Here is a 21,424-nt window from a genome sequence, read left to right as displayed (position 1 = left end):
AGGGGGTTGCGGGTGCGAGTGGGACTGCTGACCCGGGAGTACCCCCCGGACGTGTACGGCGGCGCGGGCGTCCATGTGGAGTTCCTCGCCCGGGAGCTGACCGAGCTGGTGGACCTGGAGGTGCACTGCTGGGGCGAGGGCCGCGGCGTCGGCGTCGTACGCCACCGCTCCTGGGCCGCGCTCGACACCGCCAACGACGCGCTGCGCACCTTCTCCGTCGACCTCGCCATGACCGCCGGCCTCGAAGGCCGCGACCTGGTGCACACCCACACCTGGTACGCCAACCTCGGCGGCCACCTCGCCAAGATGCTCTACGGCATCCCGCACGTGATGACCGCCCACTCCCTGGAGCCGCTGCGCCCCTGGAAGGCCGAGCAGCTCGGCGGCGGATACGCGCTCTCCAGCTGGGCCGAGCGCACCGCCGTGGAGTCCGCCGACGCCGTCATCGCCGTCTCCGGCGCCATGCGCGAGGACATCCTCGGCTGCTACCCGGCGCTGGACCCGGCCCGCGTGCACGTCGTGCACAACGGCATCGACACCAGCCTGTACCGCCCCGACCACGGCACCGACGTCCTCGACCGCATCGGCCTGGACCGGGGCCGCCCGTACATCCTGTTCGTCGGTCGCATCACCCGGCAGAAGGGCGTGCCGCACCTGCTGCGCGCCGTGCGGGACATCGACCCCGGCGCCCAGGTCGTGCTGTGCGCGGGTGCGCCGGACACCCCCGAGATCGACCAGGAGTTCCGCGACCTCTACGAGGAGCTCAGCCGCGTCCGCGAGGGCGTGCACTGGATCCCGCAGATGCTGCCGCGCCCCGAGGTGATCCAGCTCCTCACCCACGCCGCCGCCTTCGTCTGCCCCTCGGTGTACGAACCCCTCGGCATCGTCAACCTGGAGGCGATGGCCTGCGGCACGCCCGTGGTCGCCTCCCGGGTCGGCGGCATCCCCGAGGTCGTGGACGACGGCAAGACCGGGGTACTCGTGACCCTGGACGACGACTTCGAGGCCGGTCTCGCGCGGGCCCTCGACTCGGTGCTGGGCGACCCGGAGGCCGCCCGGCGGATGGGCGAGGCGGGGCGTGAACGGGCGGTCGGCGAGTTCGGCTGGGACGCCGTCGCCCGCCGTACGGTCAGGCTTTACGAGGAGATCCTCAAAGACGGATAGAAAGCGGGCAGGGACAACCTCGAACAGGCTTACGCGGTTCTGCTCAGGGGCAGGCTGGGGTCAACACGTGTGAGGGGAGCGGCCATGCGTCGTGGTGGTCCTTCGGTGCTCGGAATCGTTCTGGCGGGCGGAGAAGGCAAGCGCCTGATGCCCCTGACCGCGGACCGCGCGAAACCCGCGGTCACCTTCGGCGGCACCTACCGCCTGGTTGACTTCGTCCTGTCCAACCTCGTCAACGGCGACATCCTGCGCATCTGCGTGCTGACGCAGTACAAGTCGCACTCGCTGGACCGGCACATCACCACCACCTGGCGGATGTCCAGCCTGCTCGGCAACTACGTCACCCCGGTCCCCGCCCAGCAGCGGCTCGGCCCGCGCTGGTACCTGGGCAGCGCCGACGCGCTGCTGCAGTCCCTCAACCTGGTCCACGACGAACAGCCCGAGTACGTCGCCGTCTTCGGCGCCGACCACGTCTACCGGATGGACCCCCGGCAGATGCTCGCCCAGCACATCGAAAGCGGCGCGGGCGTCACGGTGGCCGGGATCCGCGTCCCGCGCACCGAGTCCTCCTCCTTCGGCGTGATCAGCCCCGGCTCGGACGGCCTGACGGTGGAGCGCTTCCTGGAGAAGCCCACCGACCCGCCCGGACTGCCGGACGACCCGGAGTGCGTCTTCGCCTCGATGGGCAACTACCTCTTCACCACCAAGGTCCTCATCGAGGCCCTCCAGCGGGACGCCGAGGACGAGAACTCGGTGCACGACATGGGCGGCTCGATCCTGCCCCAGCTCACCGACCGCGGCGAGGCGCAGCTGTACGACTTCAGCGCCAACCACGTGCCCGGCGAGACCACCCGCGACCAGGGCTACTGGCGTGACGTGGGCACGCTCGACGCCTACTACGACGCCCACATGGACCTGATCGCCGAGCGGCCCGCCTTCAACCTCTACAACCGGCAGTGGCCCATCTACACCCACTCCAACCAGCTCTCCCCGGCCCGCTTCAACGCGGGCGGCATGGCCAGCGAGTCGATCATCAGCGCCGGCTGCCTCATCCGCGGCCAGGTCACCCGCTCCGTGCTGTCGCCGGGCGTCGTGGTCGACCCGGGCGCGGTGGTCCAGGGCTCGGTGCTGCACGACAACGTCCACATCGGCCGCGGCGCGGTGGTGCGCGGAGCGGTCCTGGACAAGAACGTCGAGGTCCCCCCGGGCGCGACGATCGGCGTCAACCCGGAACGCGACGCGGAGCTGTACACCGTCTCCAAGGGCGGGGTGATCGCGCTCGGCAAGGGACAGCGGGTGCAGTAGCCGCCGGCCGGTTCAGCCCTGGGCGGGCGGGGACTGGAAGTTCTTCATGATCACCTCGCTGGTCCGCCGCAGCTCGTCGGCCGGGCTGAACTGCAGGTACTCGGTGCCCGGCGCGGTGTGCACCGGCACGTGTCCCGGCGGCGCGTAGAAGGCGTCACCGGCCTCGTACGTCTCGTCCCGGTCCGCGTACCGGAAGACGAGCGTGCCCTTGAAGACGTAGCCCCAGTGCGGGCACTGGCAGCGGTCGTCGGGCAGTCCCCTGAGCAGCGGGCCGTGGTCGACGTCCTCGCGGAAGGCCAGGAAGTTCACGGCGTACCGCTCGAACTCCTCGGAGTGGTCGACGACCGGGCCGTAGTCCCCGCCCTGCGTGGCGGATTCCCTGGACACCTTCGGCATCGCTCTCGCCTTCTTCCCCAGCGGTAAGCCCCCACTCCATTCTCCGCCGCCGCGGCGGCCGGGCCACCGGAGTGCTTGTCATGTCCCTGGACGAGACGGCGGTGTCCGTGTTGTCATGCCATCTGCTGTCCATGACAACGTTGTTATGGAGGTCCGTACGCATGACACGCCTCAGAAACCGACTCGCGTTACTGCTCGCCCTGCTCCTGGGCATCGCCGGGCTCGGCGCAGCCTCCGGCACGGCCGCCGCCGACGACTCCACCGCCGTGCACGGCCTGAAGGGCGAGTACTACACGCAGTCCGCCCCCGGCGCCTTCGACTTCCACGAGCTGAAGGCCACCACCTTCGATCCGAACCTCGATTTCGACAACCTCGAACCCCGGCTCGCCTTCGCCACGGGCCAGTCGGACGACGTCAGCGTCCGCTGGACCGGCAAGATCGTGCCGGAGCGGACCGGTCCCCACACCTTCTCGGTCATCGGCGACAACGGCTTCCGCCTGTGGGTCGGCGGCCGGCTCCTGATCGACCACTGGGTCGACGACTGGGACCGCGAACAGACCGCCGAACCGGTCGAGTTGACCGCGGGCACGGCCTACGACATCAAGGTCGAGTACTTCGAGCACTACGGCGGCTCCAACCTGCACCTGCGCTGGACCCCGCCCGGCGGCAGCAAGGAAGCCGTCCCGCAGTCCGCGTTCCGCCTCCCCGACGGCTTCGACTACGACGGCGCCCTCGCCGCCACCGTCCTCGCCACCGGCCGCACCCTCAGGCTCGACTTCGCCCAGCCCCTCACCGCACCCCCGGCCGGCCTCGCCGACCACCTCGAAGCGGTCATCGGCGGCGCCAAGTGGCCGCTCGGCGAGGCGCGGTTGGACCCGGCCGACCCGAAGTCCCTCCTCGTCGCCCTGGACCAGCCCGTCGTCGGCAACAAGACCGGCACCGCACGCGGCACCGCCGACGTCCGCTACGACGGTGAAGGCGGCCTGGCCACCACCGGCGGCAACGTTGTCAACGCCTTCTGGACCAGCGGCCCCAACCACTCCACCTACGAGCTGCGCACCCGGTGGGCCGACCAGGTCACCCCGGACAACGCCCACCCCGAGTACCCGCGCCCCCAGCTCACCCGCGCCGACTGGCAGAACCTCAACGGCACCTGGCAGTTCGCCGCGGCCACCGCGGGCGAGCAGCCGCCGGTCGGCAGGAAGCTCGCCGAGCGCATCCTCGTCCCGTACCCGGTCGAGTCGCAGCTGTCCGGCCTGGAACGCCACGAGGACCGCATGTGGTACCGCCGCACCTTCACCGTCCCGGCCGGCTGGCACATCGGCTCCGGCAAGCGGCTCCAGCTGAACTTCGGCGCGGTCGACTGGCGCGCCGAGGTCTACGTCAACGGCACCAAGGTCGCCGAACACCAGGGCGGCTACGACAAGTTCGGCGCCGACATCACCGACGCCCTGAAGCCGGGCCGCACCCAGGAGCTGATCGTCGGCGTCTACGACCCCACCGACGCCGCCGACGGCGAGAACCCGCCGCTCGGCAAGCAGCGCCTCGACCCGAGCGGCATCTGGTACACCCCGACCTCGGGCATCTGGCAGACGGTGTGGATGGAGCCGGTGGCCGCCGACCACGTCGACTCCCTCAAGCTCACCCCCGACGTCGCCCACGGCGCACTGTCCGTGGAGGCACGGGGAGTGCGCGACGGCGTGCCGATCACCGCGACGGCGTACGCCGGACACCGCAAGGTCGCCACGGCCCGCGGCCGCACCGGCGCACCCCTGACCCTGACCATCGACGATCCGCACCTGTGGTCGCCCGACGACCCCTACCTCTACGACCTGAAGGTCACCGTCGGAGCCGACCGCGTCGGCAGCTACTTCGGCATGCGCTCCATCTCCGTCGAGAAGGTCGACGGCGTCCCGCGCACCCTCCTCAACGGCAAGCCGGTCTTCATGATGGCCACCCTCGACCAGGGCTTCTGGCCGGACGGCCTCTACACCGCACCCACCGACGACGCCCTCGCCTACGACCTGAAGGTGCACAAGCAGCTCGGCTTCAACGCCGTGCGCAAGCACATCAAGGTCGAGCCCGACCGCTGGTTCTACTGGGCCGACCGGCTGGGACTGCTGGTGTGGCAGGACATGCCGGCGATGACCGCCGGCACCGACCCGTCCGCGTCCGCCCGCGCCGAGTTCGAGCGGGAGATGAAACAGGTGATCGACGAGCACGTCAGCAGCCCGTCGGTTGTCATGTGGGTGACCTTCAACGAGGGCTGGGGCCAGTACGACATGGCCCGCATCGCCGACCAGGCGAAGGCCTGGGACCCCACCCGCCTGGTCAACTCCATGTCCGGGCTCAACCTCGGGGCCGACGGCGGCACCGGCGACATCATGGACGAGCACGGCTACCCCAGCCCCGCCCTGCCACCCCACCCGGACGGCGAACGCGCCCTGGTCAGCGGCGAGTACGGCGGACTGGGCCTGGCGGTGCCCGGCCACGCCTGGTCCGTGCAGCAGTCGTACGTCGACGTCGACCCGGCGACCTACACCGACGACTACCTCGCCAAGCTCGCCGAGGTGCACGCCCTGGCCTGCCAGGGGAGCAACGGCGCGGTCTACACGCAGATCTCGGACGTCGAGGGCGAGTTGAACGGCCTGCTGACCTACGACCGCACGATCCTGAAGCCGGACGCCCGGCGGCTGAAGGCCGCGCACGAGGCCCTCATCCGGGACGCCTCGCAGGCGACCCCGGCGAACTGCACGGCAACCGAAGGACTCACACGATGACCTGGACCAGACGCCTGCGCCTGGGCGTGGCCTCACTGGTGGCGGCCGCCGCCGGCGTGGTCGCCGCACCGGTGACCGCGCACGCCGGCCCGGCCCCTCTCACCGATCTCGTCAACCCGTTCATCGGCACCCAGAACGAGGGCAACACCTATCCCGGCGCCGCCGTGCCCTTCGGCATGGTGCAGTTCTCGCCGGACACCGGCCACAACACCGGCTACGACTACGCCCAGAACCACATCCGCGGCTTCTCGCTCGTCCACCTCTCCGGCGTCGGCTGCGGCCTCGGCGGCGACCTGCCCGTGCTGCCGACCACCGGCGACGTCACGCAGACGGACTACGCCCAATACGCCGCCGAGTTCAGCCACGACGACGAGCAGGCGAGCCCCGGCTACTACCGGGTCGGCCTGAAGACCGGCATCGAGGCCGAGCTGACGGCGACCGCGCGCACCGGCGTCCAGCGCTACACCTTCCCGGCCACCGACAAGGCCAACGTCCTGCTGAACGCGGCCCAGTCCCTGCACACCACGGTCGCCACCAAGGTCGAGGTCCTCGACGACCACACGGTCCGCACCGCCATCACCGGCCGCGGCTTCTGCCAGGACACCAAGCCCTACACCGTCTACACGATCACCCGCTTCGACCGCCCCTTCACCGCGTACGGCACCTGGGACGGCTCCACGGTGACGGCCGGGTCCAGGAGCGGGCGGGGCGGCGCCTACGTCCGCTTCGACACCACCGAGGACCGCACCGTCGAGGCGACCACCGCCCTGTCCTACGTCGACGCGCACGGCGCGGCCGTCAACCTGCGCGCCGAGGGCGGGCGTTCCTTCGACGCCGTGCGCCACCGGGCCCAGCAGGCGTGGGAGGACCGCCTGGACGACGTACGGGTCAAGGGCGGCGACGAGAGTGTGCGCCGGACCTTCTACTCGTCCCTGTACCGGTCCTTCCTGGCGCCGAACATCGGCAGCGACGCCGACGGCCGCTACACCGGCTGGGACCAGCGGATCCACCGCACGGACGGGTTCACCTACTACCAGAACTGGTCCCTGTGGGACACCTACCGCACCCAGTCCCAGCTGCTGTCCCTGCTCGCGCCGCGTGAGGCGCGGGACATGGCGATCTCGGTGATCAGGATCTCCGAGGAGAGCGGCTGGCTGCCCAAGTGGGGCTACGGCACGGTCGAGACGAACATCATGACCGGCGACCCGGTCACGCCGTTCCTGACCAACGCCTACCAGCAGGGCCTGCTCAAGGGGTACGAGGAGCGGGCCTACCGGGCGCTGAAGCGGAACGCCGACGGGGTGCCGCCCGCCGACTCGCCGGCCGTGGGCCGGGAGGCCAACAAGGAGTACATCGCCGACGGCTTCGCGCCCTACATCGCCGGCCGCCCGCACGTGAAGCCCGGCGACTCCGACTACGACCACGGCGCCTCGGCGACCCTGGAGTACGCCCTGTCGGACGCGATGCTCGCCCAGATGGCCCGCGACCTCGGCCACGGCGCCGACGCGGCGCGCTACGCGGCCCGCGCCCAGAGCTACCGGAACATCTTCGACCCCTCCACCGGCTTCTTCCGCGCCCGTGACGCCTCCGGCGCCTTCACCGGACCGGCCGACCCGGCGCAGAGCGAGGGCTTCCACGAGGGCACGTCCTGGCAGTACCAGTGGCTCGTGCCGCAGGACCTGCCCGGCATGGTCGACCTGATCGGCGGCAAGCAGGCCGCCAACGACCGGCTGGACTCCTTCTTCGCCTACGACCAGCTGCTGGCCGACCCGGCGAAGACGGCCCGCGAGGTGTGGGTCAACGGCCCGTACGACTACTACAACGCCGACAAGTACAACCCGCAGAACGAGCCCGACCTCATCGCCCCCTACACCTACCTGTCCACCGGCGAGCCGTGGAAGACGACCGACGTCGTGCACGCGGCGCTGACCCTCTTCACCGACACCCCGACCGGCATGACCGGCAACGACGACCTCGGCACGATGTCCGCCTGGAACGTGCTGTCGTCGATCGGGATCTTCCCGGTACAGCCCGGTTACGACACCTGGGGCCTGTCCACGCCCGTCTTCGACCGCGTCGACCTGACCCTGGACCGCCGCTACTATCCGCGCGGCGCCCTGACCATCACGGCCCCCGGCACCTCCGGCACCGACCGCTACATCCAGTCGGCCCGGGTGGACGGGACGTCGTACGACCGCACCTACCTGACGACCGCCGATCTGCGCTCCCTGCGCACGCTCGGTTTCACGGTCGGCCCGCGCCCGTCTGAGTGGGGTTCGTCACCCCAGGCCGCGCCGCCCGCGCTGAAGTGACCGCTGGTACCGCATGAGTCCCGCCCCTCCCAGAGGGGCGGGACTTAATCTGCCGTTAACTGAGCGTAGCTTGATCGTACTTGACCGTAATCGCCCCAGGGCGATTGACTGCTGGCCCACCCGTCCGTCGACGCGAGGCAAGCCATTGACTTCCGACCTGCTCGCTCCACTCGACCTGGCGTTCTGGAACATCGAGTCCGCCGAGCACCCCATGCACCTGGGCGCCCTCGGGGTCTTCTCGGCGCACTCGCCCACGGCCGGCGCCCACGCGGCCGACCTGCTCGCCGCCCGGGCCGCGGCCGTCCCCGGACTGCGCATGCGCATCCGGGACGTATGGCAGCCGTTCTCCTTCCGCCCCCTGGCCTTCGGCGGGGCCTCCCGCGAGCCCGACCCCGACTTCGACCCCCTGCGGCACGTACGGCTGCACGCCCCCACCGCCGACTTCCACGCGGTGGCCGGCCGGCTCATGGAGCGCCCGCTGGAGCGCGGCCGGCCGCCGTGGGAGGCGCACGTGCTGCCGGGGGAGGACGGCGTGCGGTTCGCCGTGCTGTTCAAGTTCCACCACGCGCTCGCCGACGGTCTGCGGGCGCTGACGCTCGCCGCGGCCGTCCTGGACCCCATGGACATGCCCGCGCCGCGCCCCCGCCCCGAGGAGCCCAAGGGGGGCCTGCTGCCCGACGTGCGCAAACTGCCCGGGATGGTCCGGGCCGCCGTGTCCGACGTGGGCCGCGCCCTGGACATCGGCGCCTCCGTGGCCGTCTCCAGCCTCGCCGCGCGCTCGTCGTCCGCGTTCACCTCCGAGGCCACCGGCACCCGCCGCACCGCCGGCGTGGTCATCGACCTCGACGACGTGCACCGGGTGCGCAAGACGCAGGGCGGCACCGTCAACGACGTGCTGATCGCGGTCGTCGCGGGCGCCCTACGGCGCTGGCTGGACGAGCGCGGCGACGGCAGCGAGGGCGTCGCGCCGCGCGCCCTGATCCCCGTCTCCAAGCGCCGCCCGCGCACCGCCCACCCGCAGGGCAACCGCCTCTCCGGCTACCTGATACGGCTCCCGGTCGACGACCCCGACCCGCTCGGCCGCCTCGCCACCGTCCGTACCGCCATGGACCGCAACAAGAACGCCGGCCCCAACCGCGGCGCGGGCGCCGTCGCCCTGCTCGCCGACCACGTGCCCCCGCTCGGCCACCGGCTCGGCGGCCCGCTGGTCAGCCAGGCGGCCCGGCTCTGGTTCGACATCCTGGTCACCAGCGTGCCCCTGCCCTCCATCGGCCTGAAGCTCGGCGGCAACCCGGTCACCGAGGTCTACCCGCTCGCCCCGCTGGCCCGCGGCCAGGCCCTGGCGGTGGCGGTCTCAACGTACCGCGGACACGTCCACTACGGCCTGGTCGCGGACGCCGAGGCGGTACCGGACCTGGACCGCCTGTCGGCGGCCCTGACCGCGGAGGTCGAGACCCTGATCACCGCCTGCGGCTCCTGATCACGACGGGTTTGGAGGACCGGGCCGGCGCTCCGTAAAATCCACCGTTCGGACAGCGGGCGCGATCGGAGCGCCGCTCGGGCGATCAGGGAAACGGCAGCGCGATGACGGTGACACAGGACGGCTCGGCGACCACGGACGAGGTCGTGTACGGGCCCGGCATCGACCCGGAGCGGCTCGCCGTCTGCCTGAGCGTGCTGGAGGAGCTCGACAAGCTGGAGGTCGACCACCCGGACGCGATCGCCGTGCGCCGGGCCACCGCGGGCGTCTACCGCACCGTCAAGCAGCGCCGCCGCCAGGAGCGCCGGGCCGCCAAGACCGCCCACGACAAGGCGGTCACCGAGGCCACGGCCACCGGCTCCGCCCAGCGCATCGACGACGAGACCGAGGGCCTGCTGCCGTCCTCGCGGACCGAGGAGGGCCGGGTCGCGGGCATACTCCAGCGCCCCCGCTCCTGCTACACCTGCAAGGCCCGGTACGTGGAGGTCGACTACTTCTACCACCAGCTCTGTCCGGACTGCGCCGCCACCAACCGCGCCAAGCGCGACGCCCGCGCCGACCTCACCGGCAAGCGTGCCCTGCTCACCGGCGGCCGCGCCAAGATCGGCATGTACATCGCGCTGCGCCTGCTGCGCGACGGCGCCCACACCACCATCACCACGCGCTTCCCCAAGGACGCCATCCGCCGCTTCAAGGCCATGGACGACTCCGCGGAGTGGATCCACCGCCTGGAGGTCGTCGGCATCGACCTGCGCGACCCGGCGCAGGCCGTCGCCCTGGCCGAGCAGGTCGCCGCGGCGGGCCCGCTGGACATCCTCGTCAACAACGCGACGCAGACCGTACGCCGCCTGCCCTCCGCCTACGCCGCCCTGGTCGAGGGCGAGAGCGCCCCGCTGCCGGCCGGCGAGCTGCCCGCCCACCACGTCATCGGCGCCTTCAACTCCGGCGCGGTCGACGGCCTGGCCGCCCTGCCCCCGGGCACCAGCGGCCTCGACGCCCAGCAGGTCGCCGACCTCGCCCTGGTCGCGGGCAACGCCAGCGTCGAACGCCACCTGGACGGCACCGCCATCGACGCGGGCGGCCTGGTCCCGGACGTCGTCGACACCAACACCTGGGTGCAGACCATCGAGCAGATCTCCCCGGTGGAGCTCCTCGAGACCCAGCTGTGCAACTACACGGCGCCGTTCATCCTGATCAGCAAGTTGCGCCCGGCCATGGCCGAGGCGGCGCGGAGGGCGGCCAGCAAGCGCGCCTACGTGGTGAACGTCTCGGCGATGGAGGGCGTCTTCGGCCGCGGCTACAAGGGCGCGGGCCACCCGAACACCAACGCCGCCAAGGCCGCGATGAACATGGTGACGCGGACCAGCGCCCAGGAGATGTTCCAGACCGACGGCATCCTGATGACCTCGGTCGACACCGGCTGGATCACCGACGAGCGCCCCCACTACGACAAGCTGCGCCTGGCCGAGGCGGGCTTCCACGCGCCGCTCGACCTGGTCGACGGGGCCGCCCGGGTCTACGATCCGATCGTGCGCGGTGAACAGGGCGAGGACCTGTACGGCGTCTTCCTCAAGGACTACGCGCCCGGGAAGTGGTGAGCCGCCGATCGTGACGTGTGGCCCGGCGCCGGCCGGGAACCCGCTCTGCGGTGACTACCGCGCCAGGAGTGATTCTCATGGGCAGTCCACACGGCATCGATCCGCGGGCGCAGAACGACCCGCGCAACCACTACCCGACCGACGAGCAGTTCTACGCCAGCGACCGGCCGGCACATCCGGAGCTGCCGGAGGACCGGCCGCGCGGCGGCGGACCCACCCGTCCGGTCAAGCACCGCGGCCCCTGGGCCACGGTGGTGCTCATCGCCTGCATCATCCTGCTGATCCTCGTGGGGATCGCGCTGTTCCCCTGAGGCGCCTCAGTCCCGGGGCGGGGCGGACGAGCGCAGACGGTCGTGGACGGCGTACCCGGACGGGTACGCCGTCCTGACCCGTGTGCCGCCGTCCACCAGCAGGTCGGCCCCGGTGACCCAGCGCGCCGCGTCGGACGCCAGCCACACCACGGCCCGCGCGACGTCCTCCGGCTCCCCGATCCGCCCCAGCGGCAGCCCCGCGGCGACCTGCTCCTCGCCGGGCTCCCACACGAAGCGCGCCATCTCGGTGCGCACCAGGCCCGGCGAGACGGAGTTGACCCGCACCTTCGGGGCGAGCTCGCCCGCGAGCTGCCGGGTCAGATGCAGCAGGGCCGCCTTGCTGGTGCCGTAGGCCCCGACGTTCGGCCCCACGTGCGTGGCGCCCTCGGTGCAGACGTTGACGACCGCGCCGCCGTGCTCCCGCATCCACGCCCGCCAGGCGCCCTGCACCAGCCTGAGCGGCGCCTCCACGTTGACGCCGAACGCCGCCCGCCACGCCTGCGGGTCCGCCTCCATGAGCGGCCCGTACGGCTGGTTCGTCGCCGCGTTGTTGACGACGACGTCGATCCGGCCGAAGGCGCCCAGCGTCCGCTCCGTGACCTCGAGTAGGTGCGCCGGGTCGCCGACGTTCCCGCTCACCCCGATGCCGCCCAGCTCCTCGGCCGTGCGGCGCGCCTCCTCGGGGTCGCGCGCGGTGACGCACACGTGCGCGCCCGCGGCGGCCAGCTCCCGGGCGACCGCCCGCCCGATGCCGCGCGTCGCGCCGGTGACGACGGCGGCCTTCCCCTGGAGCCCGTACGACGACGTCATCGCCGTACCGTCTCATGACGGGCCGTCAGTCGACAGCCCCGAGGCGGGAGTTGCGTGCCGCCACCAGTTCCAGGACCGTGCGCCAGTCCTCCAGCACACCGGCGTCGAAGGCGGCCGTCCGGCTCTCCTCGTCCGCCAGCCGCAGGCGCCCCAGGTCCTCGTCCCCGGCGGGGCAGTGACGGCCCACCAGCCGGTAGACGCGCTCGCCGAGCAGGGCCCGCACGGCCTCGGCCGCGTGCTCGGCCCGGCGGATCTCGTCACCGGGCGACAGCACCTGCCCGATGTCGTGCACCAGCCCCGCCACCTGGAGTTCCTTGTCGGCGGGGCGGCTGCGGCGCAGCAGCGCGGCGGTGCGCAGCGCATGCTGGTGCCGGCAGGCGTACAGCAGATCCATCAGCTCCTCGACACTGCGCAGCTCCATGCGTCAGTCCTCCCGCCGGACAAGCCGTTGCCACCCGCCAGCAGATCATGGCCGTGTTTCGATTCGGCCAACGGGACCTGAACTGCGTGGCCCCTTCGACGCGGAGCCGTGCCGGACGCGCGCTTCTCACACGAGCCGGGCGAGGGCCGCCTCGGACGGGCTGCCGGGCGCCGCCTGGTAGGCGATGACCACCTGGTGCTCGGCGCCGCCGACAGTGAGAGCCTGCCGGCGCAGGACGAGTTCGCCGACGACGGGATGGGCGAACCGCTTGAGTTCGTCGCGGGCGTGCCGCGCGTCGTGCCGTGCCCACAGGCGGCGGAAGTCGCCGTCCGCCTCCAGCTCGGCCACCAGGCGCGCGGTCCTCGGATCGTGCGGGTCGGCCTCGGCGCGCAGGGCGGCGGTGGTCTGCGCGGCGATCAGCGGCCAGTCCGGCAGCAGCCGGCGCACCGCGGGGTCGAGGAACACGTCCCGGGCCAGGTTGTGCCCGGGCTCGTACATGGGGGCGAGCGCGCGGGCCGGCTTGTTGGCGGCGAGCACGTCGAAGCGCCGGTTGCGCACGTACGCCGGACGGTCCGGCCACGCGTCGAGCAGCTGGTGCAGGTCGGGGGAGACCTCGCTCTCCGCGGGCCGCTGCGGGGCGGGGGCGGCGAGCGAGAGCAGGTGGGCGGTGGCGTCGGCGTCCAGTTCGAGGGCCCGCGCGAGCGCCCGCAGCACCTGCGGTGAGGGGTGGCGGTCGACGCCCTGCTCCAGCCGGATCAGATACGGCTCGCTGATCCCGGCCAGCCGGGCCAGCTCCTCCCGGCGCAGCCCCGCCACCCGGCGCCGGCCGGGCGCGGCCAGGCCCGCGTGCGAGGGCGCAACGCGTCCCCGCCGGGCCTTGAGGAACTCTCCCAGGACGTTGTCGCTCGCCATGTCCCCGAAGGGTAACCCTCCCGGGGTGCTGGCTGCCGCCCGCCGGATCTCGCACGGTGGGGACATGAGCAAGACATGGTTCATCACCGGCGCTTCCCGTGGCTTCGGCCGGATCTGGGCCGAGGCCGCCCTCGCCCGCGGCGACCGCGTCGCCGCCACGGCACGCCGACCCGAGTCCCTGCACACCCTCGCCGACGCCTACGGCGACCGCGTCCTGCCGCTGCGCCTGGACGTCACCGACCGGGCGGCGGCGGCCGACGCCGTCCAGCGGGCCGTGGACGCCTTCGGGCACCTCGACGTCGTCGTCAACAACGCGGGCTACGGCCTGTTCGGCATGGTCGAGGAGACCACCGAGGAACAGGCCCGCGCCCAGCTCGACACCAACCTGTTCGGTCCCCTGTGGGTGACCCAGGCCGCCCTGCCGCACCTGCGCGCCCGCGGCCGCGGGCACATCCTTCAGGTGTCCAGCCTCGGCGGCCTCGCCGCCTTCCCCACCCTCGGCCTGTACAACGCCTCCAAGTGGGCGCTGGAGGGCATGAGCGAGGCGCTCGCCCAGGAGGTCGGCCCGCTCGGCATCCACGTCACCCTCCTCGAACCCGGCCCCTACGGCACCGACTGGTCCGGCGCGTCCGCGGTGCACACGCAACCCATCGCCGCGTACGAACCCGTCCGGGAGGCGCGCCGCTCCGGCGCCGCCGCCCGCGCGCCGCAGGACCCGCGGGCCACCGCCGACGTCGTCCTCGAACTCGTCGACACCGACGACCCGCCCCTGCGCCTGTTCCTCGGCACCTACCCCTATCCCGTCGTCGAAGCCGCCTACGAGCGGCGACTGCGCACGTGGAACGCGTGGCGACCGCTGGCCGCCAGGGCCTGACGGTTTCCGCGGGGTGGCCCGCGGTGCGGCCGTCCCTCCCTCGGCACGGTGCCCCTCAGTCCGTCGGAAGCCGCAGCCCCGTCGCGGCGGAGAAGCAGTGCGCGGCGTCCGCGCGGATCGCCACCCGCAGCCGCTCGCCCCTGCCGTGCGCGGGGCGCCCCGGCAGTCGTACGACGACCTGGACGAGCCCCTCGCCGGACCAGCCGGCGGCGTGCAGGTACGTGGCGGCCCCCGTGTCCTCGACCGTCTCCACCACGAGGTCCAGCCCTGCGGTCCGCGCGTCGTCGGGCGGCAGGACCTCGAACTCCTCGGGCCGCACGCCGAGCACGATCTCCCGCTCGGGCCCGGCCGCGCGCAGGGCGGCCCGGGGCAGCGGCACGGTGATGGCGCCGAGCCGGGCACCGTCCGCCGACAGCGGCAGCCGGAACAGGTTCATCGCGGGCGACCCGACGAACCCGGCCACGAACACGTTGGCCGGGCGCGCGTACACCTCCCTCGGCGTGCCCACCTGTTGCAGCACACCGTCCCTGAGCACGGCGAGCCGGTCGCCCACGGCCATCGCCTCGACCTGGTCGTGGGTGACGTACACCGTGGTGATCCCCAGATGGTGCTGCATCCCGACGATCCGCGCCCGGGTCTCCACCCGCAGCCGTGCGTCCAGGTGGGACAGCGGTTCGTCCATCAGACAGACCCGCGGGTCCCGCACCAGCACCCGCCCGGTGGCGACCCGCTGCCGCTCGCCGCCCGACAACGACCCCGGCCTGCGCCCCAGACAGTCCTCCAGGTCCAGCACCGAGGCGGCGAACCGGACCCGCCGGCGGGCGTCGCGCCGGGGCATGCGGGCGACGCGCAGGGCGAAGCCGATGTTGTCGGCAGCCGACAAATGCGGGTACAGGGCGTAGTTCTGGAACACCATCGCCACCCCGCGCTCCCGCGGCGGAAGATGGGTGACGTCCCGGACACCGATGTGCACCGCCCCGGAGTCGACCTCCTCCAGCCCGGCCAGCATGCGCAGGCAGGTCGACTTCCCGCAGCCGGAAGGACCGAGCAGGACCATGAACTCGCCGTCCCCGATCTCCAGATCGAGGGCGTCGACGGCCGGCCGGGCCGCCGCGGCAAAGCACCGGGTGGCCTTCTCGAAGGTGACGGACGCCATGACAGCCCCCTCCCGGACGAAGCCCTCCACCCCAGGGTGGAACGCCTGTTGGGGTTTCGGCAGACCTGTGCGCCGAACGGGTGACGCGAGAGAGGGATGAAACAGGACGACTTGAGACAGTAACCACAAGTTTTCAGCCCCATCGAGCAGGCGCCCGCTCATTTGGTTAATCTGGAGCCGACGGACAGCACCACCGGGTCCCACCCACACCCACGTCCGTCCCGGGGCAGGCCGCTTCACAACGGTTTGCTCTCACGCGAGTTACCGGCGCCACCGCGTCCGAACGGCTTTCGACTCAGACCCGAGCGGGCGTCAGGCGCCGGACCGCAGAGTGGCCGGCACGCCCCGAGGGTGACCCGACACATAAGGAGTGCGCGGTGACACCGGAGAAGACGAATCGCGAACAGCGCCCCAAGGAACGCACCGAACGCGCCGGGCGGCGGCCCGGCGAGATCGGCAGCCTCGACGTGTGGGCCAGGTCCGCCCCGATCCGCCTGGCGGGTTACGAGGACGACCTGGCCGAGCCGCACATCCTGCCCAGCGTCGACTGACGCGCCCACCGTTCGCGCACCGGATCGTCACGACCGGATCGTCACGACCGGCGAGCTCCAGCCGGGGCCCGGGTCTCCTGCGGACAGGAGACCCGGGCCCCGCGCATCGCTACTGCACATGCCATCCCGGCGTCCCCCGAAGTACGCAAAAGGGGATCACCCGCGCCATCGCCCGCGGCTGCGGCGGTAGGTCTGTTGCCTCACGACCTGCTCAACCGCATCCCAAGGAGGTACGCCGCATGGCAGGCAGACACCGTGCGGTCGGACGCAGCGCCGCCGTGACCGCTCTCGGTACGCTCGCCCTGGCCGCGATCCATCCGGCCGCGTCGGCCGAACCGCCGTCCCCCCGCGGACCGTTCCCCAGCGCCGCCCAGACCGTCGGCGCCGACCGGCCGTCCTCGGCGGTCCTCAGCGCCCTGCGCCGCGATCTACGTCTGACCTCGAGTCAGGCCTCCACCCGGCTGGTCAACGAGGCGGAGGCCGGCAGTCGGGCGGGGGTCCTGCGCAACGCCCTGGGCCCGCACTTCGCCGGCGCCTGGGTGCGCGGCGCGACCTCGGCCGAGCTGACCGTCGCCACCACCGACGCCGCGGACGTCCCCACGATCGAGGCCCAGGGCGCCAAGGCCGCGGTCGTGCGCTGGGGACTGGACGACCTGCGCTCGGTCAAGGAGAAGCTGGACCAGGCGGCCACGCGCGTCCAGACCGCCGACACGCCCGTGTGGTACGTGGACGTCCGGACCAACCGTGTGGTGATCCAGGCCACCAGCGGCGCCGCGGCCACCAGGTTCGTCCAGGCGGCCGGCGCACAGGCCGACCGTACGAGCGTGCGTTCCTCGGCGAAGCGGCCCCGGCTCATGACCGACCTCGTCGGCGGCGACGCCTACTACATCGACGCCCAGGCGCGGTGCTCCATCGGCTTCTCCGTCACCAAGGCCGATCAGCAGGGCTTCGTCACGGCCGGCCACTGCGGCAAGCCGGGCTCCAAGACCACCGGCTTCGACCAGACCGACCAGGGCACCTTCCAGGCCTCCACCTTCCCCGGCAAGGACATGGCCTGGGTGGGCGTCAACGCCAACTGGACCGCCACCCCGGACGTCAAGGCCGACAACGGCGAGAAGGTCCAGGTCGCCGGTTCGGTGGAGGCGGTGGTCGGCGCGTCGGTGTGCCGCTCCGGCTCGACCAGCGGCTGGCACTGCGGCACCGTCCAGTCCCAGGACACCAGCGTCAGCTACGCCGAGGGCACCGTCGACGGGCTGACCCAGACCAGCGTGTGCGCCGAACCCGGCGACTCCGGCGGCCCCTACGTGGCCGGCGTCCAGGCGCAGGGCACCACCTCGGGCGGCTCCGGCGACTGCACGAGCGGCGGCACGACGTTCTTCCAGCCGGTCAACCCGACCCTCAGCGACTTCGGCCTGACCCTGAAGACCACGGGCCAGAGCACCGCGGCGCCCGAGCAGAACGGCGCGGCGGCGGACGGCTGGAGCGCGGGACGGGTGTACCAGGCGGGCGCGACGGTGACGTACGGCACGGTCGGCTACCGGTGCCTGCAGACCCACCAGGCGCAGAGCTCCTGGGCCCCCGACGTCACGCCCGCCCTCTGGCAGCGTGTGTGACGACGCCGTCCGCCCGGGCGCGGGGCACCGCGCCTCGCCGCCCGGGCCGGGTCACGGCAGGTCCGCCAGCAGCCCGTACGCCGTGGCCACGAACGGGTCGTGCGCCCTAAACCGCCGGGTGCACACCGCCACCAGGGCCGTGCCCGCGTCCGGCCGGAAGCCCAGGAACGCCTGCTGGCCGAGGGTGGCTCCGCTGTGGAAGTACATCGGGCCGCCGGAGAACGGATGCCGGAACCACCCCACGGTGTGCACGTGGCGGTGCCCCAGGCCGCGGCGCAGGACGGGACGGCGTACCGCTCTGAGCGCCTCCCGAAGCGGGGTGCCGTCCGGCCGGAGATGGGCCTCCAGGAAGGCGAGCAGGTCGTGCGGTGTGGCGCGCAGGGCGCCGGCCGCCTGGAAGCCGCCGGCGTCGAAGGACGGGGTCGGGGTGCGGCCGTCCTTGCGGCGGCCCACCGCGTCGAGGTCCGTGTCGCCGGGACGCAGGGAGGTGCCGTACAGCCCGAGGGGGCGCAGCAGGCACGTCGAGACCAGGTCCTCCCAGGAGGTCCCCGTGGCGGCGGCGAGCGCGTGTCCGAGGACGGCAACGCCGAAGTTGGAGTAGTGCCAGCGGGTTCCGGGCCGGTGGCGCGGGTGGTGGCGCAGGTAGGCGTCGACGACCCGCGCGGAGGGGTAGCGGCCGTAGGGGTTGCTGTGCCAGGCGGGCAGGGCGCGGAGGTGGAAGTCCCGTGGCAGCGCGGGCAGTCCCGCGGTGTGGGTCACGAGGTGGGCCAGCGTGGCGGGTGACGCCTCGGTGGGACGGGCCGGGCGGAGCAGCGCGGCGGCGGGTTCGGCTCCGGTCACGGCGCCGCGCCGGATCAGCTCGGTCAGCAGCAGCGCCGTGAACGCCTTGGTGGCCGACCCGATCTCGTAGCGCAGGTCCTCGCGGGGGAGTGCCGGGGCGGGGGCGGTGCCGCCGGTGCGCGTCAGGCGCCGCCCGTGGCGGGAGAGCGCGAAGACGGCGTCGGGGGCCTCGACCGCGTCGACGGCGGCCGCCAGCCGCTCGCCGAGCTCGCCGTCGTCGGGGCCGTCGTCCGGTCGCGGGCCGTCGGATTCGGGCGGATCGTCGAGGGCCTCGCCGGGCCACAGCAGCGTGCGGCCGGTCATGACGCCTGCGCCAGCTCGGTCAGGGCGCGGGAGGTGGCCAGGGTGGAGGCGAAGGCGGCGACCAGCGTCGGGTGGTAGACGATGTCGAACAACTGGTCGGCGTCGTCGGTCTCGGGCATGTCCCGCACCGCCGGCATGGCGCCGTCCGCCCGCTGTGCCCCGGCGAACCCCGCCCAGCCGCGCTCGTCCAGCGTGGGACACGGCAGACAGGCGTCCACGACGAGCAGTTCGCCCAGCAGGTCCCAGCGCCTGAGGTCCAGCCAGTCGTCGATCCACACCGGCAGCCACTGGGCGAGGTAGTCGGCGAGCCGGGGCGGCAGGCCGTCCGGGTTCTCGCCCCAGTCGGTGAGGTGGAACACCGCGTGCGTCACGTCGTAGGCGATGTGCCCCTCGACCGTCCACGGCTCGGGCGTGCGCGCCAGCCACGTCGCCGCCAGGGCCTCCTGCTCGGGCGGGCGGGGCCGCAGCCCGAAGCGGCGCTGGAACGCGGACAGGCCCAGGCGCCGGGTGGGGGTGGTCTCGAAGGCGTGCCAGCTGTCCAGGCGGTGGTTGAGTACGGCGGCCCGCTCGATCTCGGGCCGGCTGTAGCCGAGTTCCCTGAAGGGCAGGTACACCTCGAAGGGGATCGGCGAGATCGGCTCGGTGCGCTGGCCGCGTACCAGCATGCGGCCGCCGTCCAGCGTCTCGCGCCAGACGTGGTCCAGCAGCCGGCGCGCCAGTTCGGCCTGGCGGGACCCGGCGACGCCCTCGCGGAACAGCACCTTGCAGACCAGGGCGAGTTCACCGATCGGCTTGAACCGCTCCAGGAACCCGACCTCCGGGTCGACGTCCTCCTCGAGCCGGAATCCGTCGCGGTGGGCCCACAGCCACTCGATGGCGCGGGCCCCCACCGTGTGCAGGAGACGTGTGTCGGTCATCCGGGCACTCCTTGTCCGCCGTGCGCGATCCGTACGCCGCCGGGCCGCGGGCGGCCGGTGGGCCGGTCACCGTCCGCGCGGCCCCGCCGGCCGGCCGTGAGACCGGCCGCGAAGGCGGCCATCAGGGTGGAGTGGTAGCTGTGGGGAAAGTCGTCGGAGCCGGCGGCGTCCTCGCCGCCGCCCTCCTCGGGCAGGGCGCCCGAGGGCAGTTGCGCGTCCGCGACGCGGTCCCAGCCGTCCGCGAGCAGTGCCTCGTCGGGCGGCTCCGGCAGGCTCGCGGCGACGGCGAGCAGTTCGCAGCCGAGGTCCCACATACGGGCTTCCAGGCAGGTGGTGAGCCAGGCCGGCAGCCAGTCCGTCAGATAGTCCGCCAGCCCGGGCGGTACGCCGGGTCCGCCCCGGCCCCAGTCGGTGAGATGGAAGACGACATGGGTCAGCGCGTAGCCGGACGAGCGTTCGAACGTCCACGGTTCCGGCAGCCCGCCCAGCCAGGTCCGTGCCAGTACGTGCTCCACGCGCGCGTGCGGGTTCAGCCGGCCGCACTGCTCGGCGCGCAGGACGCCGAGGCGCCGGGTGGGGTCCTGTTCGGCGAGCCGCCAGCCGCGCGTGCGGGCCACGGTGGCCGCGGCCCGCTCGTAACCGGGGTGGCGCAGGCCGGCCGCGGCGAACGCGGCGTAGACCTCCAGCGGATAGGTGGCGAAGGGCTCCGCCCGCTGCAGGCGCAGGAACAGCTCGCCCTCCTCGGTCTGCCGCCAGGCGAAGGCGAGCAGGTCGCGCGCGCACGCGTGCAGCGGATCGGAGCGGGGGGTGTGCACGGCGAGCGTGGCGCAGACCTGCGCCAGTTCGCCGAGCGGCTTCCAGGTGCTGTTGACCCGGCCGTCCGGCGACAGGGCGTCGGGGCCCAGCGCGAACCGCTGCCGCCGCTGGGACAGCCAGCCCAGCGCCGCCCGCTGCACCTGTGCGATCCGTGGCGCCGTCACGCGGGCACCCCCGTGGACATCAGCCGCGCGGCCCGCACCTGGAGCAGCACCCGCGGGTCCTCACCTCCCATGAGCTCCACGAAGTCGAGTCCGGACGCCAGACCCAGGGTGTCCGGCACGTCCGGCAGCAGCGTCAGCCAGCGGCCCGCGCCGGCCGCCTGCAGCCAGTCCCGGCGCCGGACCGCCCGCACGAAGCCCCGGGCCACGTCGAGGCTCCTGGCGCGTGCCGCCCGGGCCACCGCGCAGTCCTCGGCGGGCAGCGCGAGGGGCGCCAGTACGGCGAGCTGGTGGGTGAGGTACGGCCAGGAGGCGCCGTCGATCCAGGTCGCGTCCGGCTCCGGCGGGAGGCCGGCGGGGGACGGATCGACGTGGTGCAGTGCGCGCCTCAGGGCCCAGTGGCTCCACTGGACGGTGGGCGCGGCGTCCGGACGCGGGGGGAAGGCGTCGAGGGTGCGTCGGGCGAGGTCGAGCCGGTCGGGCGGGGGCGGTGCGCGGTGCAGGACGCTCGGCAGCAGGAGGTCGGCGCCCAGCACGCGGGCCGCCGCGACGTCCAGGTCACCGGAGGGACCGTACAGGGGGATCTCGTCCGACGGCGCGTGGCCTCCGCCACGGAGGGCGGAGACCACGCTCGAAGCGAGGTCCTGCACCGCGCCCTGCAAGAGGGCGGAAGTACCTGACTGCTTCATCTGTCGCTCCCGTCG

General features: G+C 73.0%; 19 protein-coding genes. 10 read left to right on the top strand and 9 right to left on the bottom strand.

What is annotated here, in order from left to right:
- Nucleotides 1-12: 12 nt before the first annotated feature.
- Both glgA and glgC read left to right on the top strand, forming a co-directional pair.
- Nucleotides 13-1,164: a glycogen synthase gene (glgA, locus tag ACYF6T_RS02485; protein WP_461693237.1), complete on the top strand. Its 1,152-nt coding sequence runs from the start codon at nt 13-15 to the stop codon at nt 1,162-1,164.
- An 84-nt stretch (nt 1,165-1,248) separates the two neighbouring features.
- Complete coding sequence (gene glgC / locus ACYF6T_RS02480) at nt 1,249-2,469, top strand: glucose-1-phosphate adenylyltransferase (RefSeq protein WP_461692991.1); 1,221 nt, start codon at nt 1,249-1,251, stop codon at nt 2,467-2,469.
- A 12-nt stretch (nt 2,470-2,481) separates the two neighbouring features.
- Here the strand turns inward: glgC and ACYF6T_RS02475 are convergent, their stop codons facing one another.
- Nucleotides 2,482-2,865 carry a cupin domain-containing protein gene (locus ACYF6T_RS02475; protein WP_461692990.1) on the bottom strand — a complete coding sequence of 128 codons (384 nt, stop codon included), beginning with the start codon at nt 2,863-2,865 and terminating at the stop codon, nt 2,482-2,484.
- A 161-nt stretch (nt 2,866-3,026) separates the two neighbouring features.
- On the opposite strand from ACYF6T_RS02475, the gene ACYF6T_RS02470 reads away from it, so the two are divergent.
- From ACYF6T_RS02470 to ACYF6T_RS02450, 5 genes are all read left to right on the top strand, one after another.
- Nucleotides 3,027-5,645, top strand: coding sequence for a PA14 domain-containing protein (locus ACYF6T_RS02470; RefSeq protein WP_461692988.1), 2,619 nt, complete (start codon nt 3,027-3,029; stop codon nt 5,643-5,645).
- Entirely contained in the window at nt 5,642-7,957 is a 2,316-nt protein-coding gene (locus ACYF6T_RS02465; RefSeq protein ID WP_461692987.1) for a GH92 family glycosyl hydrolase, read from the top strand. Before ACYF6T_RS02470 ends, ACYF6T_RS02465 begins: the two co-directional genes overlap by 4 nt.
- Before the next feature lie 145 nt (nt 7,958-8,102).
- Nucleotides 8,103-9,437 carry a wax ester/triacylglycerol synthase family O-acyltransferase gene (locus ACYF6T_RS02460; protein ID WP_461692985.1) on the top strand — a complete coding sequence of 445 codons (1,335 nt, stop codon included), beginning with the start codon at nt 8,103-8,105 and terminating at the stop codon, nt 9,435-9,437.
- A gap of 104 nt (nt 9,438-9,541) precedes the next feature.
- The gene (locus ACYF6T_RS02455) at nt 9,542-11,035 is read left to right on the top strand and encodes an SDR family NAD(P)-dependent oxidoreductase (protein ID WP_461692984.1); all 1,494 of its coding nucleotides are present in this window, start codon (nt 9,542-9,544) and stop codon (nt 11,033-11,035) included.
- Nucleotides 11,036-11,112: 77 nt separating this feature from the next.
- Nucleotides 11,113-11,346 carry a hypothetical protein gene (locus ACYF6T_RS02450; RefSeq protein ID WP_461692983.1) on the top strand — a complete coding sequence of 78 codons (234 nt, stop codon included), beginning with the start codon at nt 11,113-11,115 and terminating at the stop codon, nt 11,344-11,346.
- 6 nt (nt 11,347-11,352) lie between these two features.
- Here ACYF6T_RS02450 and ACYF6T_RS02445 read toward each other — a convergent pair whose 3' ends face one another.
- The 3 genes from ACYF6T_RS02445 to ACYF6T_RS02435 all read right to left on the bottom strand — a co-directional run bounded on the left by ACYF6T_RS02445 (nt 11,353) and on the right by ACYF6T_RS02435 (nt 13,489).
- Nucleotides 11,353-12,156: an SDR family oxidoreductase gene (locus ACYF6T_RS02445; protein WP_461692981.1), complete on the bottom strand. Its 804-nt coding sequence runs from the start codon at nt 12,154-12,156 to the stop codon at nt 11,353-11,355.
- Between the two features lie 25 nt (nt 12,157-12,181).
- Nucleotides 12,182-12,577, bottom strand: a complete 396-nt coding sequence (locus ACYF6T_RS02440) for an HD domain-containing protein (RefSeq protein WP_461692979.1) — start codon at nt 12,575-12,577, stop codon at nt 12,182-12,184.
- 126 nt (nt 12,578-12,703) lie between these two features.
- Complete coding sequence (locus ACYF6T_RS02435) at nt 12,704-13,489, bottom strand: helix-turn-helix domain-containing protein (RefSeq protein WP_461692977.1); 786 nt, start codon at nt 13,487-13,489, stop codon at nt 12,704-12,706.
- A gap of 64 nt (nt 13,490-13,553) precedes the next feature.
- Here ACYF6T_RS02435 and ACYF6T_RS02430 point away from each other — a divergent pair, with 64 nt between their 5' ends.
- Nucleotides 13,554-14,363: an SDR family oxidoreductase gene (locus ACYF6T_RS02430; RefSeq protein WP_461692975.1), complete on the top strand. Its 810-nt coding sequence runs from the start codon at nt 13,554-13,556 to the stop codon at nt 14,361-14,363.
- Between the two features lie 55 nt (nt 14,364-14,418).
- Here the strand turns inward: ACYF6T_RS02430 and ACYF6T_RS02425 are convergent, their stop codons facing one another.
- Entirely contained in the window at nt 14,419-15,519 is a 1,101-nt protein-coding gene (locus tag ACYF6T_RS02425; RefSeq protein WP_461692974.1) for an ABC transporter ATP-binding protein, read from the bottom strand.
- Nucleotides 15,520-15,896: 377 nt separating this feature from the next.
- Here ACYF6T_RS02425 and ACYF6T_RS02420 point away from each other — a divergent pair, with 377 nt between their 5' ends.
- Together ACYF6T_RS02420 and ACYF6T_RS02415 are read left to right on the top strand one after the other, a co-directional pair.
- The gene (locus tag ACYF6T_RS02420) at nt 15,897-16,070 is read left to right on the top strand and encodes a hypothetical protein (RefSeq protein WP_107082809.1); all 174 of its coding nucleotides are present in this window, start codon (nt 15,897-15,899) and stop codon (nt 16,068-16,070) included.
- A gap of 239 nt (nt 16,071-16,309) precedes the next feature.
- Nucleotides 16,310-17,683: an alpha-lytic protease prodomain-containing protein gene (locus ACYF6T_RS02415; protein WP_461692972.1), complete on the top strand. Its 1,374-nt coding sequence runs from the start codon at nt 16,310-16,312 to the stop codon at nt 17,681-17,683.
- Nucleotides 17,684-17,734: 51 nt separating this feature from the next.
- Here ACYF6T_RS02415 and ACYF6T_RS02410 read toward each other — a convergent pair whose 3' ends face one another.
- Genes ACYF6T_RS02410 through ACYF6T_RS02395 form a run of 4 tightly spaced genes read right to left on the bottom strand, consistent with a single transcriptional unit; the run spans nt 17,735 to nt 21,409 of the window.
- A complete protein-coding gene (locus ACYF6T_RS02410; protein WP_461692970.1) occupies nt 17,735-18,826 on the bottom strand; it encodes a serine hydrolase domain-containing protein in 1,092 nt (363 codons plus the stop codon).
- On the bottom strand, nt 18,823-19,743 hold the full coding sequence (locus tag ACYF6T_RS02405; RefSeq protein WP_461692968.1) for a DUF6895 family protein: 921 nt from the start codon (nt 19,741-19,743) through the stop codon (nt 18,823-18,825). Before ACYF6T_RS02405 ends, ACYF6T_RS02410 begins: the two co-directional genes overlap by 4 nt.
- Nucleotides 19,740-20,723: a DUF6895 family protein gene (locus ACYF6T_RS02400; protein WP_461692967.1), complete on the bottom strand. Its 984-nt coding sequence runs from the start codon at nt 20,721-20,723 to the stop codon at nt 19,740-19,742. The genes ACYF6T_RS02405 and ACYF6T_RS02400 overlap by 4 nt, the downstream gene beginning before the upstream one ends.
- The gene (locus tag ACYF6T_RS02395) at nt 20,720-21,409 is read right to left on the bottom strand and encodes a hypothetical protein (protein ID WP_461692965.1); all 690 of its coding nucleotides are present in this window, start codon (nt 21,407-21,409) and stop codon (nt 20,720-20,722) included. Before ACYF6T_RS02395 ends, ACYF6T_RS02400 begins: the two co-directional genes overlap by 4 nt.
- Between the last annotated feature and the right edge of the window lie 15 nt (nt 21,410-21,424).

The sequence above is a fragment of the Streptomyces sp. 7R007 genome (assembly GCF_054850255.1).
This window is presented reverse-complemented; position numbering and strand designations above follow the sequence as displayed.